The 19,447-nt window shown below is 68.2% G+C and carries 16 protein-coding genes; 12 read left to right on the plus strand and 4 right to left on the minus strand.

Annotated elements, in window-relative coordinates:
- Nucleotides 1–63 precede the first annotated feature (63 nt).
- From ACDC67_RS06220 to ACDC67_RS06270, 11 genes are all read left to right on the plus strand, one after another.
- Nucleotides 64–2,934: a FimV/HubP family polar landmark protein gene (locus ACDC67_RS06220; RefSeq protein WP_376691522.1), complete on the plus strand. Its 2,871-nt coding sequence runs from the start codon at nucleotides 64–66 to the stop codon at nucleotides 2,932–2,934.
- A 20-nt stretch (nucleotides 2,935–2,954) separates the two neighbouring features.
- Nucleotides 2,955–3,749, plus strand: coding sequence for a tRNA pseudouridine(38-40) synthase TruA (gene truA / locus ACDC67_RS06225; protein WP_376691525.1), 795 nt, complete (start codon nucleotides 2,955–2,957; stop codon nucleotides 3,747–3,749).
- A gap of 157 nt (nucleotides 3,750–3,906) precedes the next feature.
- Nucleotides 3,907–4,512 (plus strand): phosphoribosylanthranilate isomerase, encoded by a 606-nt coding sequence (locus tag ACDC67_RS06230; RefSeq protein ID WP_376691527.1) that lies wholly within the window; start codon nucleotides 3,907–3,909, stop codon nucleotides 4,510–4,512.
- Nucleotides 4,505–5,728, plus strand: coding sequence for a tryptophan synthase subunit beta (gene trpB / locus ACDC67_RS06235; protein ID WP_376691529.1), 1,224 nt, complete (start codon nucleotides 4,505–4,507; stop codon nucleotides 5,726–5,728). The genes ACDC67_RS06230 and trpB overlap by 8 nt, the downstream gene beginning before the upstream one ends.
- Nucleotides 5,725–6,558, plus strand: coding sequence for a tryptophan synthase subunit alpha (trpA, locus tag ACDC67_RS06240; RefSeq protein WP_376691531.1), 834 nt, complete (start codon nucleotides 5,725–5,727; stop codon nucleotides 6,556–6,558). Before trpB ends, trpA begins: the two co-directional genes overlap by 4 nt.
- Before the next feature lies 1 nt (nucleotide 6,559).
- Nucleotides 6,560–7,462, plus strand: coding sequence for an acetyl-CoA carboxylase, carboxyltransferase subunit beta (gene accD / locus ACDC67_RS06245; RefSeq protein ID WP_376691533.1), 903 nt, complete (start codon nucleotides 6,560–6,562; stop codon nucleotides 7,460–7,462).
- Between the two features lie 26 nt (nucleotides 7,463–7,488).
- On the plus strand, nucleotides 7,489–8,763 hold the full coding sequence (locus tag ACDC67_RS06250) for a bifunctional folylpolyglutamate synthase/dihydrofolate synthase (RefSeq protein ID WP_376691534.1): 1,275 nt from the start codon (nucleotides 7,489–7,491) through the stop codon (nucleotides 8,761–8,763).
- Nucleotide 8,764: 1 nt separating this feature from the next.
- Nucleotides 8,765–9,766 carry an SPOR domain-containing protein gene (locus ACDC67_RS06255; protein WP_376691536.1) on the plus strand — a complete coding sequence of 334 codons (1,002 nt, stop codon included), beginning with the start codon at nucleotides 8,765–8,767 and terminating at the stop codon, nucleotides 9,764–9,766.
- Nucleotides 9,763–10,290, plus strand: a complete 528-nt coding sequence (locus tag ACDC67_RS06260; protein ID WP_376691538.1) for a CvpA family protein — start codon at nucleotides 9,763–9,765, stop codon at nucleotides 10,288–10,290. The genes ACDC67_RS06255 and ACDC67_RS06260 overlap by 4 nt, the downstream gene beginning before the upstream one ends.
- Before the next feature lies 1 nt (nucleotide 10,291).
- Complete coding sequence (purF, locus tag ACDC67_RS06265) at nucleotides 10,292–11,770, plus strand: amidophosphoribosyltransferase (RefSeq protein ID WP_376691540.1); 1,479 nt, start codon at nucleotides 10,292–10,294, stop codon at nucleotides 11,768–11,770.
- Between the two features lie 54 nt (nucleotides 11,771–11,824).
- A complete protein-coding gene (locus ACDC67_RS06270) occupies nucleotides 11,825–13,234 on the plus strand; it encodes a cryptochrome/photolyase family protein (protein ID WP_376691541.1) in 1,410 nt (469 codons plus the stop codon).
- Nucleotides 13,235–13,246: 12 nt separating this feature from the next.
- Here the strand turns inward: ACDC67_RS06270 and ACDC67_RS06275 are convergent, their stop codons facing one another.
- The gene (locus ACDC67_RS06275) at nucleotides 13,247–14,209 is read right to left on the minus strand and encodes a D-alanyl-D-alanine carboxypeptidase family protein (protein WP_376691543.1); all 963 of its coding nucleotides are present in this window, start codon (nucleotides 14,207–14,209) and stop codon (nucleotides 13,247–13,249) included.
- 82 nt (nucleotides 14,210–14,291) lie between these two features.
- Here ACDC67_RS06275 and ACDC67_RS06280 point away from each other — a divergent pair, with 82 nt between their 5' ends.
- Complete coding sequence (locus ACDC67_RS06280) at nucleotides 14,292–14,861, plus strand: hypothetical protein (protein ID WP_376691545.1); 570 nt, start codon at nucleotides 14,292–14,294, stop codon at nucleotides 14,859–14,861.
- On the opposite strand, the gene epmA is transcribed toward ACDC67_RS06280, so the two are convergent.
- Genes epmA through ppk1 form a run of 3 tightly spaced genes read right to left on the minus strand, consistent with a single transcriptional unit; the run spans nucleotide 14,818 to nucleotide 19,401 of the window.
- Nucleotides 14,818–15,759 (minus strand): EF-P lysine aminoacylase EpmA, encoded by a 942-nt coding sequence (gene epmA, locus ACDC67_RS06285; RefSeq protein WP_376691546.1) that lies wholly within the window; start codon nucleotides 15,757–15,759, stop codon nucleotides 14,818–14,820. The genes ACDC67_RS06280 and epmA overlap by 44 nt on opposite strands.
- On the minus strand, nucleotides 15,756–17,276 hold the full coding sequence (locus ACDC67_RS06290) for a Ppx/GppA phosphatase family protein (RefSeq protein ID WP_376691548.1): 1,521 nt from the start codon (nucleotides 17,274–17,276) through the stop codon (nucleotides 15,756–15,758). Before ACDC67_RS06290 ends, epmA begins: the two co-directional genes overlap by 4 nt.
- Nucleotides 17,269–19,401, minus strand: a complete 2,133-nt coding sequence (gene ppk1 / locus ACDC67_RS06295; RefSeq protein ID WP_376691550.1) for a polyphosphate kinase 1 — start codon at nucleotides 19,399–19,401, stop codon at nucleotides 17,269–17,271. Before ppk1 ends, ACDC67_RS06290 begins: the two co-directional genes overlap by 8 nt.
- Between the last annotated feature and the right edge of the window lie 46 nt (nucleotides 19,402–19,447).

The following is a 19,447-nucleotide window of genomic DNA, read 5'->3' on the forward strand; positions in this document are numbered from 1 at the left end:
AGACATTGGTATACTCGCTTGAATTGAAATAAATTTGTCAAGCATTAGAGGGAATCGGCGCTCATGGCCAACACCGCTGTTCGAATGATCGCACCAGTTCTGCTGGGCGCACTCATCCTGTTGTTCCCGGCCGACGGTCTCAGGGCGCTGGGGCTCGGGGAGGCCCGCGTCGATTCCTGGCTGGGCCAGCCGCTGGACGTTTCCATCCGCCTGCTCGAGGTCGAGTCCGAGGCGATCGAGTCGGTCAGCGTGGGGCCGGCATCGCTGGAGGATTTCGAGCGCCTCGGCGTCCCGAGCGAGTCGCTCGGGCTGGGGCTCGAAGTCACCGTCGATCGCAGCGCCTCGCCGCCGGTGGTGCGCGTTCGTTCCCAGCGCCCGGTCAGCGATCCGGTGGTCCAGGTGCTCATCGATGCACGCTGGTCGAGCGGCCGAGTGCTGCGCGAGTACACGCTGTTTCTCGATCCCCCGGTGCGGGATTCGGCCGCGCCGGCGCGCGAGGTCAGCCAGCCCGCTTCCGAGCCGGCACCAGAGCCGGCGTCGCAACCCGCGGCTGAACCGGCCGAGCGCGAGCGCCCGGCCCGACGTCCCGCCGAATCCGCTGCATCCAATGAACCCAGGGAACGTCCTTCCCCGAGCGAGCAGCCGGCCGATACCGCTTCGGCACCCGCCTCCGGCGGCGCCGATTCCGTGGCCGTCGCCGACGGCGACACGCTCTGGAGCATCGCGCAGAACTGGCGGCCGGACAGCAGCCTGAGCATGGACCAGGTGATGCTGGCCATCTTCAATCGCAATCGCGACGCCTTCCTGGGCGAGAACATCAATCGCCTGCGCAGCGGCGCCCAGCTGGACATGCCGGGCGTTGACGACGTCCGTTCGGTCGATCGCGCCGACGCCGAGCAGCGCGTGCGCGAGCACATGCGCTCATGGCAGCCGGAGGTGGCCGAAGACGTCCCCGTCGTTTCCGATGCCGCCATGCCCGAGTCGCCGTCGACGCCGTCCGATGATGACGCCGACGCATCTGCCGAGGCGGAGACCGAAGAAACGGATGCCGGCGAGGACGAGGATTTCCGGCTCGACGTCGTTCCGCCCGAAGAAGACCAGTACTCGGAAAGCTCGGCCGTTGCCGAAGGCGAGATTCAGCGCGTGGGCGATCAGTTGGCCGAGGTCGAGGAGGCCATCATCGCCGAGGATCTGGACAATCCGGCCTTCGACGATCACGTCGCGGAAGTGCGCGATGCGCTCGAGCAGCGCGACATGGCCGGCCTGGCCGTGGCCGAGGAGTCCCTGGCCGAACTCGAGGCCCGGCTGCGCGAGGCACGCGAAGCGCGTGCCGAGGAGGAGCGGCTTGCCCGGTCCGACGGCGGCGACGAAGCCACCGATAGCGAAGAAGGCGACCAGATCGCCGACTACATGAGCGAACTGGAAGAGGAGTTCGGCCCCGGTGAAGACGACTCGGCCGATGACTCCGACGAGGCCACGGCGCGCGCGGACGGATCGGCCGACGACGGCGATGAAGCCGCCGGTGATGCCGATGACGCGGCCTCTGACGAAGATCCGGCCGATGAGCTTGCAGCCGACGAAACGGCGGACACCAGCGAGCAATCGTCCGACGCCGCCGGCGATCAGGAGGCCGAGCCTTCGATGACGGTGACGCGCACCAGTTCGGGCGGCCTGACGGCTTGGCTGTGGCCGGCGCTGGGCCTGCTGCTGGTGATCCTGTTGGCGGCCGCTGCCCTGGTCTGGCTGCGTCGACGCCGCGCGGAGGATGGCGGTTCGGAACTGTCGCTGGGCGGCGGTGACGCGGTCGACGCCGCGCGTGCCGCGGTGGCGCGCAAGCCGCACGACCTGGGCGCTCGCCTGGCTCTGCTCAAGCTGCTCGCCGACGAGGGTCGCGAGCAGGAGTTCACAGACGCTTTCGACCAGATGTACCAGGAGGTCGATGACGAGTCCGAGCCCGAATGGCAGGAAGCGCTGTCGCTGGCGTCGGTGCACGTGCCCGACCATCCCCTGCTGACGCCGCGTGAGACCTCGCTCGACGAGGACGACGATTTTGATCGGCGCGCCGACGAGATGTTCGGCATGCTCGATGTCGACGAGAGCGAATCGGAAGCGCCGGCGGAATTCGACGCCGACGAGCGCGGCGCCGACGAGGAAGTCTTCGATCTCGGAATGGAAGACGACGAGGAGGCCGAGCGGACTACGCGGGCCGAAAGCGAGCGCGAAACGTCCGAGGCGGGCAAGGAAGACACCTTCGACAACGACATGGACCTGGCCGTCTTGTCCGAGCGCCTGGACGATCCGTCCAAGGAGCCGGGCAGCGATCATTCCCTGGATGAAGACAAGGGTGACGCCGATTTCGGCGAGTTCAAGGAGATCGACGAGTTCAGCCTCGAAGACGAGCCCGATGAAGCCGGGGAGTCCCGGGACAAGCCGTCCGAAGCGCCGATCGATCTCGAGGATGAGACCGCTCCGGAGCCCGACCTGGATCTCGACCCGGCGCGCGAGCAGGAAGCCGACGAAGTCTTCGGTGAGTCCGGAACGCGCGATACCGGGGACCTCGATCTCGAATTGAGCTCCGACGTCGAAGATCTCGAGTCGACATCCGACGACGGTGGGCTGGACTTCGAGCTGGGTGCAGCACCTGCGACAGAGGATGAAGCGACCGACTCGGCCGACGCGGAGCAGGACAGCGAATCGTCCGAAGCCGACGACGCGTTCGAGCTGTCCGAGCCCGAGACGTCCGAATCCGAGTCGCCCGCGGCGGCCGGTGGTTCGCTCAGCGACGAGGACGCCGACGTCAAGCTCGACCTCGCGCGCGCCTACATCTCGGTGGACCTGGCCGATTCGGCCCGCTCGGTGCTCGAGGAAGTGGTCAGCGACGGCAGCGAGGACAAGCGCGCCGAAGCGAAGAAGCTTCTGGACAGCATCGTGTGATCGCCGCAAGCTGAACCCGAATGCGACTGGCCGCCGGCATCGAGTACGACGGCAGCGGTTTCTACGGCTGGCAGACGCAGCGCCAGTCGCCGACCGTGCAAGCCTGCCTGGAAGCCGCCCTGGGCCGCGTGGCCGATCACCCGGTCCGGGTGCATTGCGCCGGTCGCACCGACACGGGTGTGCACGCGCATTGCCAGGTGGTGCATTTCGACACGCAGGCGGTTCGCCGCGAGCGCGCCTGGGTGCTCGGGACCAACACCCACCTGCATCCGGGTATTTCGGTGCACTGGGTCCGGCCGGTCGACGACGACTTTCACGCCCGCTTCTCGGCCACGCGCCGCCGCTACCGCTATCGCATGCTCAACCGCTGGGTTCGCCCGGCGATCGAGCGCGGCCGCGTTGCCTGGGTTCGCCAGCCGCTCGACGCCGAGCGCATGCACGCCGCCGCCCGGGCCCTGCTTGGCGAGCATGATTTCACCAGCTTCCGCGCCGTCGGCTGCCAGGCGAAGTCGCCCGTGCGCGAGATTCACCACTTGTCCGTGACGCGCCGGGGCAGCGAAGTGGTCATTGACATCGAGGCCAACGCCTTCGTCTACCATATGGTCAGAAACGTGGCCGGAACGCTGATCCCGGTGGGTACGGGCGATCGCGCCGTATCCTGGCCGGGTGAGGTGCTGGCTGCGGTCGATCGCACCCGGGCCGGGCCGACGGCGCCGGCCGAAGGGCTTTACTTCGTGGCGCCGTCCTACCCGGAACACGGGTACCTGCCGCTGGGTCGGGAGATCGATTTTCCACCGCGCGACGGCAGGGACTAGTTGCTCGACGGGCCACGCACCGAGCATGACCGTTGTGGCTGGAACCGCGGATTTCGCGGGTTCACGCAGTTCAGGAATCGACAGTGAAAACGTATTCAACAATCCGCGTTCATCTGCGTTCATCCGCGATTGCGATACGCGCTTTCCGGAAAGCAGCATGATCCGAGTCAAGATCTGCGGCATCACGCGCATCGAGGACGCCCTGGCGGCCGCCGATGCCGGTGCCGATGCGATCGGCCTGGCCTTTGTCGAGGCGAGCCCGCGCTGCATCGATCCGCAACAGGCGCAGGCCGTCTGCCGGGCGCTGCCGCCCTTCGTGACACGGGTGGGCCTGTTCATGGACGCGCCGGCCGAACAAGTCGAGGCGACCCTCGCGCAGGTCTCGCTCGACTGGCTGCAGTTTCACGGCCGCGAAACCCAGGACTTCTGCCGGCAGTTCGGCCGGCCCTGGATGAAGGCCCTGGCGATGGGCGGCGAGCGGCCCGACGACCCCGGTGAATTCGACCTTGCCGATGCCCTGCTGCTCGATGCCCACGCGCCCGGCCAGGCCGGCGGCAGCGGCACGCGCTTCGACTGGAACCGGGTGCCGCGAATCCCGCGGCCCTGGGTCCTGGCCGGCGGCCTCGATCCCGACAATGCGGGCGAGGCCTGCGCCCGGCTCAAGCCCGACGCGGTGGACGTTTCAAGCGGCGTGGAAGTCCGACCGGGCGTGAAGAGTGATAAGCTGATTCGTGACTTTATAAAGGCGGTGAAACATGGCTGAAGCAGCCGAAAAGACAGCATTCGAGACCCAGTTGCCCGACGCCGGTGGCCACTTCGGCGTATTCGGTGGACGCTTCGTCTCCGAGACCCTGATGGCCGCGCTCGAGGAGCTCGAATCTGCCTGGCGCCGCTACATCGCCGACGATGATTTCATGGCGCGGCTCGATTCCGACCTGGCGCATTTCGTCGGCCGGCCCTCGCCGCTGTATTTTGCCGAGAACCTTACGCGCAAGATGGGCGGGGCGAAGATCGTGCTCAAGCGCGAGGACCTCAACCACACCGGCGCGCACAAGATCAACAACACCGTCGGCCAGGGGCTGCTGGCCAGGGCGATGGGCAAAAAGCGCCTGATCGCGGAGACCGGGGCCGGCCAGCACGGCGTCGCCTCGGCCACGATCGCCGCGCGCCTGGGCATGCCCTGCGTGGTCTACATGGGCGCCGACGATATCGAGCGCCAGTCGGTCAACGTCTTTCGCATGAAGCTGCTCGGGGCAGAAGTCGTCAGCGTGGACGCCGGCTCGAGAACGCTCAAGGACGCCCTCAACGAGGCCATGCGCGACTGGGTCACCAATGTCGACGACACGTTCTACATCCTGGGCACCGTCGCCGGCCCGCATCCCTATCCGGCCATGGTGCGCGATTTCAACGCCGTGGTCGGGCGCGAGGCCCGCGCGCAGATGCGCGAGGAATACGGCCGGCTGCCGGATGCCCTGGTGGCCTGCGTCGGCGGTGGTTCCAACGCCATCGGCCTGTTCCACCCCTTCATCGATGATCGTGAAGTCGCCATGTACGGCGTCGAAGCGGCCGGTCGCGGCCTGTCCGGCCACGAACACGCCGCCAGCCTCTGCGCCGGTCGTATCGGCGTGCTGCACGGCTCGCGCACCTACCTGCTCGACGACGACGCCGGCCAGATCATCGACACCCACTCGGTCTCGGCCGGCCTGGACTATCCCGGGGTCGGTCCCGAGCACGCCTGGCTGAAGGATTCCGGGCGTGCGAACTACGTCGGCATCGACGACGAGGAAGCCCTGGCCGCCTTCCACGAGCTGACCCGCTCGGAAGGCATCATGCCGGCGCTCGAATCCGCCCACGCCATCGCCTACGGCATGAAGCTCGCGGCCGAGCGCGACAAGGATGAGATCGTCCTGGTCAATCTTTCCGGCCGGGGCGACAAGGACATCAACACCGTGGCAGACCTGGAAGGAATGACGCTTTGAACCGTATCGACACGAGATTCGAGGACCTGGGCCGGCGCGGGCGCCGCGCCCTGATCCCTTACGTGACCGCCGGCTACCCGACCCCGGACTCGACCGTGCCGGTGTTGCACGCCGCCGTCGAGGCGGGGGCGGACCTGATCGAGGTCGGCATGCCGTTTTCCGACGTGATGGCCGACGGCCCGGTCATCCAGGAGGCCTGCGCCCGCGCTCTGGAGCAGGGCACCGGGCTCGAGCAGGTGCTCGCGATGGTCGCCGAGTTTCGACGCGGTGATCCGAATACGCCGCTGATCCTGATGGGCTACGCCAACCCGATCGAGCGCCGCGGCGTGGCGCGCTTCTGCGAGGAAGCCGCGGCCGCCGGCGTCGACGGCCTGCTGATTGTCGACTGCCCGGCCGACGAAGCCGACGAGATGCGGGCCGCGCTGGCCCGCCACGACCTGCACCAGATCTTCCTGGTCGCCCCGACGACCACCGACTCGCGCCTCAAGCGCGCGGCCGAACTGGCCGGCGGGTTCCTCTACTACGTCACCATCAAGGGCGTGACCGGCGCGGCCAACCTCGACACGGCATCGCTGGCGCCGGCCGTCGAGCGCATCCGCTCGGCCGCGGGCGTGCCGGTCGCCGTCGGCTTCGGCATCCGCACGCCGGAGCACGCGGCCGCGGCGGCCGCCAGCGCGGATGCCGTGGTGATCGGCTCGGCGCTGGTCGAGCGCCTCGGGAAGACCGATTCCGCCGCCTCGGCGGTCGAGGCCGCGCGCGCCTACCTTGCTCCCATCCGTCAGGCCATGGACAATACCGCCTCTTCGACAAACGACGTGGTGAGTGCCTGAGATGACCTGGTTCCAGAAACTGATGCCGGCCCGTATCCGCACCGAGGGTTCGAGCAAGAGCCGCAAGGTGCCCGACGGCCTGTGGACGAAGTGCAAGGCCTGTGAGGCGGTGCTCTATCGGCCCGAACTGGAACGCAACCTCAACGTCTGCCCCAAGTGCGACCACCACATGACCCTGACCGGGCGTGATCGTCTCGAGGCCTTCCTCGACGCCGGCGAGCAGGTCGAGATCGGCGCGGAACTGGCGCCCGTGGACGTGCTCAAGTTCAAGGACACCAAGAAGTATCGCGATCGCCTGGTGGCGAGCCAGAAGGCGACCGGCGAGAAGGACGCGCTGGTGGCGGTTCGGGGCCGTCTGCTGGAAATGGAATTGGTCACCTGTGCCTTTGACTTTCGCTTCATGGGCGGGTCGATGGGCTCGGTCGTGGGCGAGCGTTTCGCCCTGGCCGCGCACGACTGCCTCGAGCGCGGCCTGCCGCTGGTGTGTTTTGCCGCCTCGGGCGGCGCGCGCATGCAGGAGGGCCTGTTCTCGCTGATGCAGATGGCCAAGACCTCCGCGGCGCTGGCGCGCATGGCCGAGGAGGGGCTGCCCTATATCGTCGTGCTGACGCATCCGACCACCGGTGGCGTTTCGGCCAGCCTGGGCATGCTCGGCGACATCAACCTGGCCGAGCCCAACGCCCTGATCGGCTTCGCCGGCCCGCGCGTGATCGAGCAGACCGTGCGCGAAAAGCTGCCCGAGGGCTTCCAGCGCTCGGAGTTCCTGCTCGACAAGGGCGCCATCGACCAGATCGTCGACCGGCGCGAGTTGCGCCAGCGTATCCACGGCCTGCTGACCATGTTGATGGCCCCGCGCCGCGCGGCCGAGGCGCGTGAGGGCGAACTGGTCGACGACGACCAGTAGCGCACCCCGGGTTGACCCAGGCCGCCTTGAGCGACGCACCCGACTCGAACCCGACTCCCCTGGCCGATTGGCTGGCCAGGCTGGAGCAGCGTGCCCCGGCCACGCGCATCGAACTGGGGCTCGAACGCGTGCACGAAGTCTGGCGGCGCATCGACCTCGAGCTTGCCATGCCGGTGATCACGGTTGCCGGCACCAACGGCAAGGGCTCGGTGGTCGCCATGATCGAGGCCATGCTGATCGCCGGCGGCTATCGGCCGCTGGCCTACACCTCACCGCATATCCTGCGCTTTTCCGAACGCATGCGGATCGGCGGGCACGAAGCCGCGGAGGCTGAAGTCGTCGACGCACTTGATCAGGTCGAGCAGGCCCGTGCCGAAGTGCCCCTGACCTATTTCGAGCACACGACGCTGGCGGCATTCTGTCTGGCGGCAGCGGCTCGAGTCGATGCGCTGGTGCTCGAGGTCGGCCTGGGCGGGCGGCTCGATGCGGTCAACATGCTCGACGCCGACGTGGCCGTGATCACCACCATCGGTATCGATCACGCCGAGTTTCTCGGCGATACCCGCGAGCTGATCGCGCGCGAGAAGGCCGGCGTGGCGCGAGCCGGCCGGCCCGTCATCGTCGGCGATCCCGAACCGCCCGACGGCCTTTTCGAAACCCTTGAATCGATCGGCGCGCGGGTCATAGCCGCGCACGAGTGCCTCGCAGAGGCCGGCACCGGCGACGGGCTCCGAATCCGTCACGGCGCGCGTGCGCTGCGGCTGCCGCCGCCGGCCCTGGCCGGCCGCTGGCAGCGCGGCAACGCCGCCTGTGCGGTCCTGGCGCTGTGCGAGCTGGCCGATCGGCTTCCCCTGGACGACGACCAGCTGGCGGCCGGCTTGCGCGGTGTTCGCCTGGCCGGTCGATACCAGGTGGTCCGAAAGCGGCCCGAGGTGATCCTCGACGTCGCGCACAACCCCGCGGCGGCCGCGGCCCTGGCCGGGGCGCTGAACCCGCCCGGGGGGCGCAGCACGGCTGTTTTCAGCGCGCTGGCGGGCAAGGATGTGGCGGGTATCGCGCGGGCCCTGGACGGCTGCTTCTCGCGCTGGCTGGTCGCGCCCCTGCGCGGCGAACGGGCGCAGCCGGCTGCGGCAATCGCCGCTGAACTTCGCAATGCGCCTGTTTCCGGCAGCGTGGAAACGGTAGAATCCGTAGCTGCCGCGCTCGAGCGGGCGCTGGCCGACAGTGAGCCCGACGACCGCGTGGTCGTTTTTGGTTCCTTCCTCACAGTGGCCGAAGCATGGTCCGAATTTGCCGAGTGATATGGACAAGGTTCTCAAACAGCGCCTGGTCGGCGCCAGCATCCTGATCGCCCTGGCGGTGATCTTCCTGCCCATGTTGTTCGACGGCGACGAGGATGATGCCGTCGAGCGGCGCGAGTTGAGCCTGGACGCGCCCGAGCGCGAGTCCGGTGAGCGCCGGGTCCGGCGCCTGGCGCTGGATCCCGATCAGGCCCGGCAGCCGCCGGGCGAGTCCCGGGCCGAACCGCTCGACGACAGCGCGTCCGAGTCCGAACGCCCCGGGGACGACGCCCGCACCCGGCCCGAACCGCAGCAGGAGCGGGAGCGAGAAGTGGCGCCCTTGGAACCCGAGCCCGTGGAGCCCGAGTCCGGGCCTGAAATCGCTCCCGAGACCGAGTCAGAACCTGAACGCGAGGGTGAGACCGCGGAAAGCACGACCTCGGACGAGGCTGATTCGCGGGACGACAGCGCCGATTCCTCGTCCACCGAGGCCCCGGAGTCGACCCCGGAAGCGCCCGAAGCATCGACCGACGGGCGCTGGATCGTTCAGGTCGCGGTGTTCGGAAACCGGGAGACGGCTGATTCGATTCGTCAGCGCCTGGTCGATCTCGGCCATCGCGCGCGCATGGACGTGCTGGTTCGCGATCAGACCGAGTTGTACCGCCTGCGTACCGGCCCCTACGACGACGAAGCCGTCGCCGAACAGGCGCGCGGCCAGATCGTGGCCACCGTGGCCGGGGTCGAGCCCGAGGTGCGGGAGCGATCGGACGAATCCGGCTCGGACGACCGAGAGGGCCTGTCCGTTCAGGTGGGTTCCTTTGCCAGCCGTAACAACGCCGAACGGCTGGTCGAGCAGTTGACCGGGGCCGGGTACGACGCCTTCATGCACGCCGAGGAGTCGGGCGGGCGAACCATCTGGCGCGTGCGCGTGGGCAGCCACGAAGAGCGCGCGGACGCCGAACGTCTGCTCGAGACCTTGAGCGAGGAGCAGGGCCTGAAGGGTATCGTGGTTTCCCATCCATGAACTGGGCCGACTACGCCATCGTCGGCATCGTGCTGGTGTCGATGGTGGTCAGCCTGTTCCGTGGTTTCATTCGCGAAGTATTTTCCCTGCTGGTCTGGATCGCCGCCGTCTACGCGGCGCTGCAGGCCGCCGGGCCGCTGGCCTTGCAGCTCGAGGGCGTCATCGAGGTGCCCTCGGTGCGCGTGATCATCGCTTTCGTGGGCGTGTTCCTGGTCGTGCTGGCCATCGGCGGCCTGATCAACTACCTGCTGGGCAAGCTGGTCGACGGTACCGGGCTGAGCGGTACCGACCGCCTGTTCGGCGCGGTCTTCGGCGCGCTACGCGGCCTGGCCATCGTCCTGGCGGCGGTGATCGTGGCCGGTTTCACGCCCTTCGTGCAGGATCCCTGGTGGCAGCAATCGATGCTGCTGCCTGAAATGGAAAGAATGGCCACCTGGCTGGTCGAACTGTTTCCCGAGTCCATCCAGGCCTACCTGCCTGAGCAAGTCATCACTGAAGAAGTCACTACGGAGGCTGACGCCTGATATGTGCGGAATCGTCGGAATCGTGGGTCGCTCCCCGGTAGCGGCCCGGCTCTATGACGCCATGACCATCCTGCAGCACCGCGGCCAGGATGCTGCCGGCATCACCACCATCGACGGCGGGCGGATGCGCTCGGCCCGCGGCCTCGGCCTCGTGCGCGACGTTTTCTCCGAGAATGCCGTCTCCGGCCTGACCGGCGAGGTGGGGATCGGCCACGTGCGCTATCCCACCGCCGGCTGCGACCAGCCGGACGAAGCGCAGCCGATGTACGTCAATTCACCCTGCGGCATCGCGCTCGGCCACAACGGCAACCTGATCAACATCGAGCAACTCAGCCACGAGTTGTTCGCCGAGGACCGGCGCCACATCAATACCGAGTCGGATTCGGAAGTGCTGCTCAACGTGCTCGCCCACGAGCTCAGCCTGCATACGCGCGACGGCCTGCACCCGGAAGATATCTTTGCCGCGGTCGACGGCGTCTATCGCCGCTGCCGCGGTGGATACGCGGCCGTGGCCCTGATCGCCGGCCTCGGACTGGTCGCGTTCCGCGACCCCAACGGCATCCGGCCGGCCGTCATCGGTCGCCGCGAGGCGCCCGAGGGCCCCGAGTACATCGTCGCCTCCGAGTCGGTGGTGCTCGACATCCTGGGCTTCGACCTGGTTTCCGATATCGCGCCGGGGGAATGCGTTTTCATCACCCTCGAGGGGGAACTGCACCGCCAGGTCAGCGAGCATGCCGCTTCCTACACGCCCTGCATGTTCGAGTACGTCTATTTCGCCCGGCCCGACTCGATGATCGACGACCTGTCGGTCTACAAGGCGCGGCTGCGCATGGGCGAGGCCCTGGCCGAAAAGATCCTCAGTGAGTGGCCCGACCACGACATCGACGTGGTCATCCCGGTGCCCGACACCAGCCGAACGGCCTGCCTGCCGCTGGCCCACCAGCTCGGGGTCAAGTACCGCGAGGGCCTGATGAAGAACCGCTACATCGGGCGCACCTTCATCATGCCGGGCCAGGAAGAGCGCGTGCGCTCGGTGCGGCGCAAGCTCAACACCATATCGCTCGAGTTCAAGAACAAGAACGTGCTGCTGGTCGACGATTCCATCGTGCGCGGCACGACCTCCAAGCAGATCATCCAGATGGCGCGCGAGGCCGGCGCGAAGAAGGTTTACCTGGCCTCCGCCTCGCCACCGGTGCGCTACCCCAATGTTTACGGCATCGACATGCCGGCCGCCAGCGAGCTGGTCGCATCCGGCCGGAACGAGGAAGAGATCCGCCAGGTGATCGGCGCCGACCGGCTCATCTACCAGGATATCGATGCGCTGGAGAAGGCCGTTCGCGGCAAGAATCGCAAGCTCGACGGCTTCGACAGTTCCTGCTTCAGCGGCGAGTACGTCACCGGCCTCGAAGACGGCTACCTCGATGAACTCGAGGCCCGCCGCTCCGATTCGGCGAGGATGCAGCGCCGCGGCACGGCCTGAAGCAGCCGGGGGTGAAGTCACTGCGTTGATGCCGTGGGTGCGACAATCGCGCCCATGTTCGACACTGCCATAGTCTGGTTCCGCCGCGACCTTCGCCTGGCCGGCAACCCCGCACTGGATCACGCGCGCTCACGGCATGCGCGCGTGGTGCCGCTCTATGTTGACGATCCGGATTCGGAGTCGCCCTGGTCGGCCGGGGGTGCCAGCCGCTGGTGGCTGCATCACTCGCTGCGTGAACTCGACGGTCGCCTGCGCGATCGCGGCAGCCGCCTGGTCCTGGCTTCGGGCGATGCGCTCGCGGCGATCGAGCGGGTGCGCCAGGTCACCGGCGCCGCGGCGGTGTACTGGAATCGGCGCTACGAAAGCGCAGCGGTCGAGCGCGACCGCGACATCAAGCGGCGATTGCGCGAGCACGGACTGACGGTCGAGAGCTTCAGCGCTTCGCTGCTGACCGAGCCCTGGAGCGGCGTCAAGTCCGACGGCAGTCCCTACGTCGTTTTCACCCCATTCTGGAAGCAGCTCCAGAAGCGCTGGCAGCCGCCCGGCGTGCATCCCGAGCCGCGCGAACTCCCCGGGCCGGCGCGCTGGCCGGCCAGCCTGGATGTCGATGAACTCGACCTGTTGCCGCAGCACTACTGGCCGGACAAGCTGTCGGATCACTGGTCTCCGGGTGAGCTTGGCGCACGCCGTCGCCTGGAAGCCTTTGCCGACCAGGCGTCCGACTACGACACGCGCAGAGACCGCCCGGACCGGGCGGGCACCTCGCGACTGTCGCCGCACCTGCATTTCGGCGAGATCTCGCCCGGTCAGGTCGTGCGCGCGCTCGAGCCCTCCGGTGAGCTGCCCGCCGGCAAGGGACGGATGGTGTTTGCCAGCGAGCTGGCCTGGCGCGAGTTCTCGCACCACCTGCTGTGGCATTTTCCGCAGACGCCCGAGGCGTCATTGAAGGCGGCCTTTCGGCGATTTCCCTGGCGCGAGCGGGACGACTATGCCGCGGACCTTGCGGCCTGGCAGCGCGGGCAAACCGGCATTCCGCTGGTCGATGCCGGCATGCGCGAGCTTTGGGAGACAGGCTGGATGCACAACCGCGTGCGCATGATCGTCGCTTCCTTCCTGACCAAGAACCTGCTCGTTCCCTGGCAGGAAGGGGCGAGGTGGTTCTGGGACACCCTGGTCGATGCCGATCTGGCGAACAACACCCAGGGCTGGCAGTGGACCGCCGGCTGCGGCGCCGACGCTGCGCCGTATTTCCGCGTCTTCAACCCGGTGCTGCAGGGCGAGAAGTTCGACCCCAACGGCGACTACGTCCGGCGCTGGTGTCCGGAACTGTCGAGCCGGAACGTCAAAAGGGTCCATCAGCCGCTGAATGCCGAAGAAGCCGGATCGCTGGCCTACCCGCCACCCCTCGTCGACCTCAAGGCGACCCGCCGCCGCGCCCTCGACGCCTGGCAAGCGATTCGTTGAGACGCAGTCGGCCTATCTCGTGAAATACCAGTGCCACGGCTCCCACGCGATGCGATGGCGGTTGTGGCGGGGATAGGATTCGCGAAAGCCGAATACCCGGGCATTGCCGAGCAGCCACTTGTACGCCTCGGTCTGGGCGAAGTCCTCGACCAGCGGCTTGACGCCGCGCGTGGTCACGTCGATGGCGCGTCCGCTGTGGTGTTCGCTGTAGCCCGGCGGTGCCGAAACCTGCAGGATCTCCTTCATCGAGTGGCCCTGGTCGAGTTTGCGCCGGAACAGGCTGGCCTGGTAGGCGGTGGCGCGGAAGCCGGAGACCAGCCGGAGTTCGATGTTGGAATTCAGCGCTGCATCGCGCATGCGTTTGAACGCGTCCGCGGCGTCCTCGGTCAGGCGCTGCTCGCGCTCGAAGATGTCGCGCGCGGCGAACACCAGGCCCTTGGCCTCGGTCACCAGCGGCATGCGGTGGGCCACGCCGTAGTCCTCGGGTACACCCAGCTCGTCGCACATGTCGAGGATCTTGCGCGTGGGTTCGTCGGCGAGCTCGAGCAGGTCGCGCGTGATCACGACGTTGTTCTCGTCGTCGGGGTCGGGCCGGCATTCGTAGCCGAGTTGTCGCATGAAACCGGCCACGCGCTTGCGCGCCACGCCGTTGAGCTGGCGGATGCCGAAGCGCAGTGCGTGGCGCTCGAGCGCTTCGAACAGGCGGCGGGGCGTGTCCGGCGACGCGACTTCCGGATCCAGGTAGCAGGCCAGGATGCGGCGGTGGTCGAGGTCGAGCGCACCCAGGCCGGCCAGGCGGGTGCCGTGGGTGGCCACCAGCAGGGCCTGGTCGGGTACCAGTTCGGCCAGATGCGTCTCGACGCTGTCGGCGCGCCGCACCTGCGACATCATGTCGGGCAGGCGGGACTTGACCAGTTTGGCCAGGGTGACCACTTCCGAACTACGGGCGGGTCGAACCCGAATTGCGTTCTCCATGCGTGCTCCGGCAAGTTTTCAAGACCCCGAAGCTCCAGATGTGCTGTCCCCCATGGAGCCGGGCAATGCTATATTTCCGCATATGATGCCACGCCTGCAGTCGCTTGTGCTGCGTCGGTTTTCCACGGCCGCGGTTCTGCTCGTCCTGGTCGCCGTGTCGGTCCTCCTGCCGGCTCGCGGTGTCCTGTTTCCGGATTGGCCCGAGCGGGTCGAAGAAGTCCTGGCCGAGGCCGGGCCGGGCCGGGTGGAGCGCATGCTGCTGCCGGCCGGGGCGCCGGTTGCGACCGATTCGGTGGTCGTGGCCCGCAGCCGGCCGATCGAGCTTTGGCGCATCGAGTCCGGTTCCGGGACGGTGACGCACGCCTGGCTGGTGGGTCTGCGCGACGCTGACGGGCGGCTGCTGCCGAAGTTGCCGGCATGGTCGGAGCGCGTGCGCGTCGACGGCCCGTTGCCGGAAGGTCAGCGTCTGGTCGTGGCCACGGCCGATCGCGAAAAGGTCGAGATCGAGGCCGCGGGGCTGCGGCGCATGGTCCGTCCCAACGCGATGTCCCTGGCCCAACGCGGGGCATTGTGGTTCGACCGGCTGGACGAACGCTGGGAATGGCCGCTCACGACGACGGCCGATGTGCGAATGACACCACGCGCTCGATAGTCTCCTCGCCGCAGGCCGCCATGAGCAGGCGATCGAAGCCCAGAGCCACGCCCGCGCATTCCGGCAGGCCTTCGGCCAGCGCCGCGAGGAGCGCGGTATCGATCGGCATCGGCGCCTGGCCGTTGTCCTCTCTGAGCCGGTTGTCGCGCTCGAATCGCCGTCTCTGCTCCCGCGCGTCGGTCAGCTCCCGGTAGCCGTTGGCCAGCTCCAGCGGACCCGCGAAAACCTCGAAGCGTTCGGCCACGCCCGGGTTTCCCGGGGCAATGCGGGCCAGCGCGGCCTGGCTGGCCGGGTAGTCGTACACCACGGTCAAGGCGTTCGCCTCGAAGCGGGGCTGGATGCGGCTGGCGAACAGCCAGTCGAGCAGGGCGTCGCGCTCGAGCCCGGCCGGGGCATCGTCGGCGAGCCGCTGCAGTTCGGTCGTGCTCGCCGCCAGGGCGTCGATGCCGAGGAACTCGACAAAGCAGTCGTTCCAGCTCGCCCAGCGAACGGGCCGCGGATCCGGGCCGCTTGCCAGCGCGTGATCGATCAACTCGACCACCTCCTCGGCCAGGCGGCGCCAGCTCCAGCCGACCCGGTACCACTCCAGCAGCGTGAACTCGGGCTGGTGGTTGCGGCCGGCCTCGCCGCGCCGGAACACCGGGCCGAGCTCGTAGAGATCACCCAAGCCCGAGGCAAGCAGGCGCTTGTGGAAGTATTCCGGCGAGGTGCGCAGCCAGCCGGCGGGGGCGTCGGTGGCGACACTTTCGACATGCAGGTCGGTCACCCCGGCGGCCGTCAGCAGCGGCGTCTGAACCTCGACCACGCCGCGCCGTGCGAAGAACTCGCGCACGCTCGCCAGCAGTTCGGCACGCCGGCGAAGGGCCGCGGCCGAGGCGCTCGGCTGCCAGTCGCTCACTCGGCCGCCCCCGGGGCGCCGGTGATGGTGTCGATATCGAGTTCCAGGCCGAGCTTGCCGAGCTGGCGCTGCTGGTAGCCGAGCCCGCGGGCGCTCAGGGGATGGCCGTCGAGCCATTCCGGCGGTAGCCCGAGGACCAGCGAACCGTCGCTCAGCGACAGCGAGAAATCCGGCATGGCGCGGTCGTCGCGGGGGCGGGCCAGGGTGACGGCCAGGCGCAGCAGGGCGGCCATTCGCGTCAGGGCCAGGCTCATGCGCTGCGGCACCCAGTCGATCGCTTCGGACTGGACCTTGCCGCGCTGCAGCGCGATCAACGCGGCCATGAAGCGCTGCTCGGGGCGCGTGAAGCCGGGCATGTCGGCGTTGGCCACCAGGTAGGCGCCGTGCCTGTGGTGATGATGGTGGTTGACCGACCGGCCCACCTCGTGCAGCTGCGCGGCCCAGAGCAGCAGGTCGCGATGATGCGCATCCAGCTGCCAGTCGTCGGCGACCTGCTCGAAGGCCGCTTGCGTCCAGTCGTGAACGCGCGCGGCCTGGTCGCGGTCGCAGCCGAGGCGCTCGGCCATGCCGGCCACGCTGCGCGCGCGCGGATCGCTGTGATCCAGGCGCCCGATGAGGTCGTGCAGCAGGCCCTCCCTGAGGGCCGAGGGCGACACCTCGAACTGCTCGATGCCGAGCGCGTTGGACAGCGCCTCGACGATCGCCAGGCCACCGATGATGACCGGGCTGCGGCGGGCCGAAAGCCCCGGCAGATCGATGCGGTCGACATGGCCGGCGGCGATCACGGCATCGCGCAGTCTTTCGAGATCGCCGCGCGTGAAGTCGCGGGCGCCCTCTTCGCCGGCGGCGGCCATCGCCGCGATCGCCCTGAGCGTGCCCGATGATCCGATGACCCGCTGCCAGCCCAGCTTCCGGCAGGGCGTGACCATCTCGACCAGGCGGTCCTCGACCGCTTCCACGGCCCGCTTGAAACGAGACGGCGTTATCTTGCCGCGCTTGAAGTGGGTCTCGGTGATCGACACGCAGCCGGCGGGAATGGTCTCGGTCAGCTCGGGCTCGTCGTCCGCACCGATCGCGAGCTCCGTGGAACCGCCCCCGATATCGACGATGAGGCTGCGCCCTTCGCCGACGGGCATGCCCTGGTGGACGCCGAGATAGACCAGTCGCGCCTCCTCGCTGCCGCTGATGACGTCGATGGGGCAACCGAGCGCCGTCTCGGCCACGACCAGGAATGTGGCCGGGTGGGCCAGTCGGCGAAAGCTCTGCGTGCCCACCGCCCGAACCTGCAGCCGGGGCATGCCGGCAATGCGCTGCCCGAAGCGGGCCAGGGAAGCCAGCGCGCGTTCGCGCACCACCGGATCGAGTCGGCCGTTGCGATCGATGCCGCCGGCGAGCCGCACCATGTCCTTGATGCGGTCGACAATGCGCAGCTGGTGGCCGTCGTGGTGGGCGATGATCATGTGAAAACTGTTGCTGCCCAGATCGATCGCCGCGTGGTGGGTCGGGGCGTCAGGCATCGGTGGCTTTCTGCATCAGCAGTTCCTGTACGTGAAGGTCGTGGCTCGCGGCGCGCACCAGCTGCCACTGGCCCTGTCCGTCGAGCTCCCAGGCCTGGACGTCGTCGCGAAACACCAGGTCGAGGCTGTCGTGGCGAACCCGTTCGGCGGCAGCGGCGTCGTCGATCGGGAAACAGACTTCCACGCGCTGGAACAGGTTGCGGCCCATCCAGTCGGCGCTGGAGGCCCAGGTTTCCGGCGCGCCGTCGTTGCCGAAATGATAAACCCTGGAGTGCTCGAGAAAACGCCCCAGGACCGAGCGCACGCGAATGTTTTCCGACAAGCCCGCGACACCCGGGCGCAGGCAACAACTGCCGCGCACGACCAGGCGGACGGTGGCGCCGGCGCGCGAGGCGCGGTAGAGCGCCCGGATGACCTCGGGCTCGGTCAAGCCGTTCATCTTGGCCATGATCAGGCCGCTGCGGCCGGCGCGGGCGTGCTCGGCCTCGCGTTCGATCCGGCCGATGAGGAAATCATGCAGGTCGAAGGGCGACTGCACCAGGCGCTTGAGCGACTGCACGCGGCCGAAGCCCGACAACAGCTGGAAGACGCGGTGGACGTCCTGGGCGATGTCGGCATCGGCGCTGAGCATGCCCCAGTCGGTGTAGGCCTTGGCCGTCCCCTGGTGGTAGTTGCCCGTGCCCAGATGGACGTAGCGGCGCAGGCGGCGGCCCTCCCGGCGCACGATCAGCATCATCTTGGCATGAGCCTTGTGGCCGACCACGCCGTAGACCACCTGCACGCCGGCTTCCTGCATGCGCGTGGCGAGGTTGATGTTGGCTTCCTCGTCGAAGCGTGCGCGCAGTTCGACCACCACCGTGACGTCCTTGCCGGCCCGCGCGGCCTCGATCAGCAGGTCGGCGAGCATCGAATCCACGCCGGTGCGGTAGAGCGTTTGCTTGATCGCCAGCACCTGCGGGTCGCGGGCGGCCTGCCGGGCCAGATCGAGCACCGGCTGGAAACCGTCGTAGGGATGATGCAGCACATGGTCGCGGCGCCGGAGGCTGGCGAACAAGTCGTTCGAGGCGGCCAGCGCCCTGGGAATATGCGGGTTGAACGAGGGGAACTTCAGCTCGGGTCGATCGGTCAGGTCGTAGACGGCGACCATGCGGTTGAGGTTGACCGGGCCGTTGCAGTGATAGACGTCGTCGAGATCGACGCCGAACTTGCTCGCCAGCAGGTTGACGACGTGTTCGGGGCAGCCGGTGGCCACCTCCAGGCGGACCGCCTCGGCAAAGCCGCGTTCCATCAGCTCGCCCTCCAGGGCCCGCGCCAGGTCCTCGACCTCCTCTTCGTCGACCAGCAGCTCGCTGTTGCGGGTCACGCGGAACTGGTAGCTGCCCAGCACCTCCATGCCCGGGAAGAGTTCGTCGATGAACTCGTGCACGATCGAGGACAGGAACACGAAATCGTCGGGTCCGGCCGAGTAGCTCTTGGGGATGCGGATGATGCGCGGCAGCGAGCGCGGTGCGCGCACCAGCGCCATCGATCCGCTCCGGCCGAAGGCGTCGCGCCCGGCCAGGGACACGGCGAAATTCAGGCTCTTGTTGAGAATGCGCGGAAACGGATGCGCCGGATCGAGGCCGAGTGGGCTGAGCACCGGCAGGATCTGGCTGCGAAAGTGGTGATGCAACCAGCGGCGCTGGCGCTGCGTGAAGCGGTTGCGGGCGATGATGCGAATGCCTTGTTGCTCCAGGGCCGGCAGCAGCTCCTCGTCGAGCACGCGGTACTGGGCTTCGACCATCTCGAGAACGCGCTCGCGGATGGCCGCCAGGGTACTTTGCGGCGACAGGCCGTCGGCGGCGGGCTGGTTGGCGCCGTGCCGGATCCGCTGGCGAATGGCGGCAACGCGAACCTCGAAGAACTCGTCCAGGTTGGTGCAGGAGATACACAGAAAGCGCAGCCGCTCGAGCAGCGGCTGCGTTTCGTCGCGGGCGAGCGCGAGCACGCGCCGGTGAAAGGCGAGCAGGCTCGTTTCGTGATTGAACAGCAGCGCCGGTGAATCGAGCGCCTCCTCGGACCAGTGCTCGAGCGGTTCGGCCAGCTGGGTGACCCGGTACCTGCCGTCAGTGCCATCGTCTGACATGCGCGTCCATCCCCTCTTGAAAAACGTCCTAGTGGGCCATGCGATC

This window comes from Wenzhouxiangella indolica, assembly GCF_042310355.1.
Lineage (GTDB): Bacteria > Pseudomonadota > Gammaproteobacteria > Xanthomonadales > Wenzhouxiangellaceae > Wenzhouxiangella.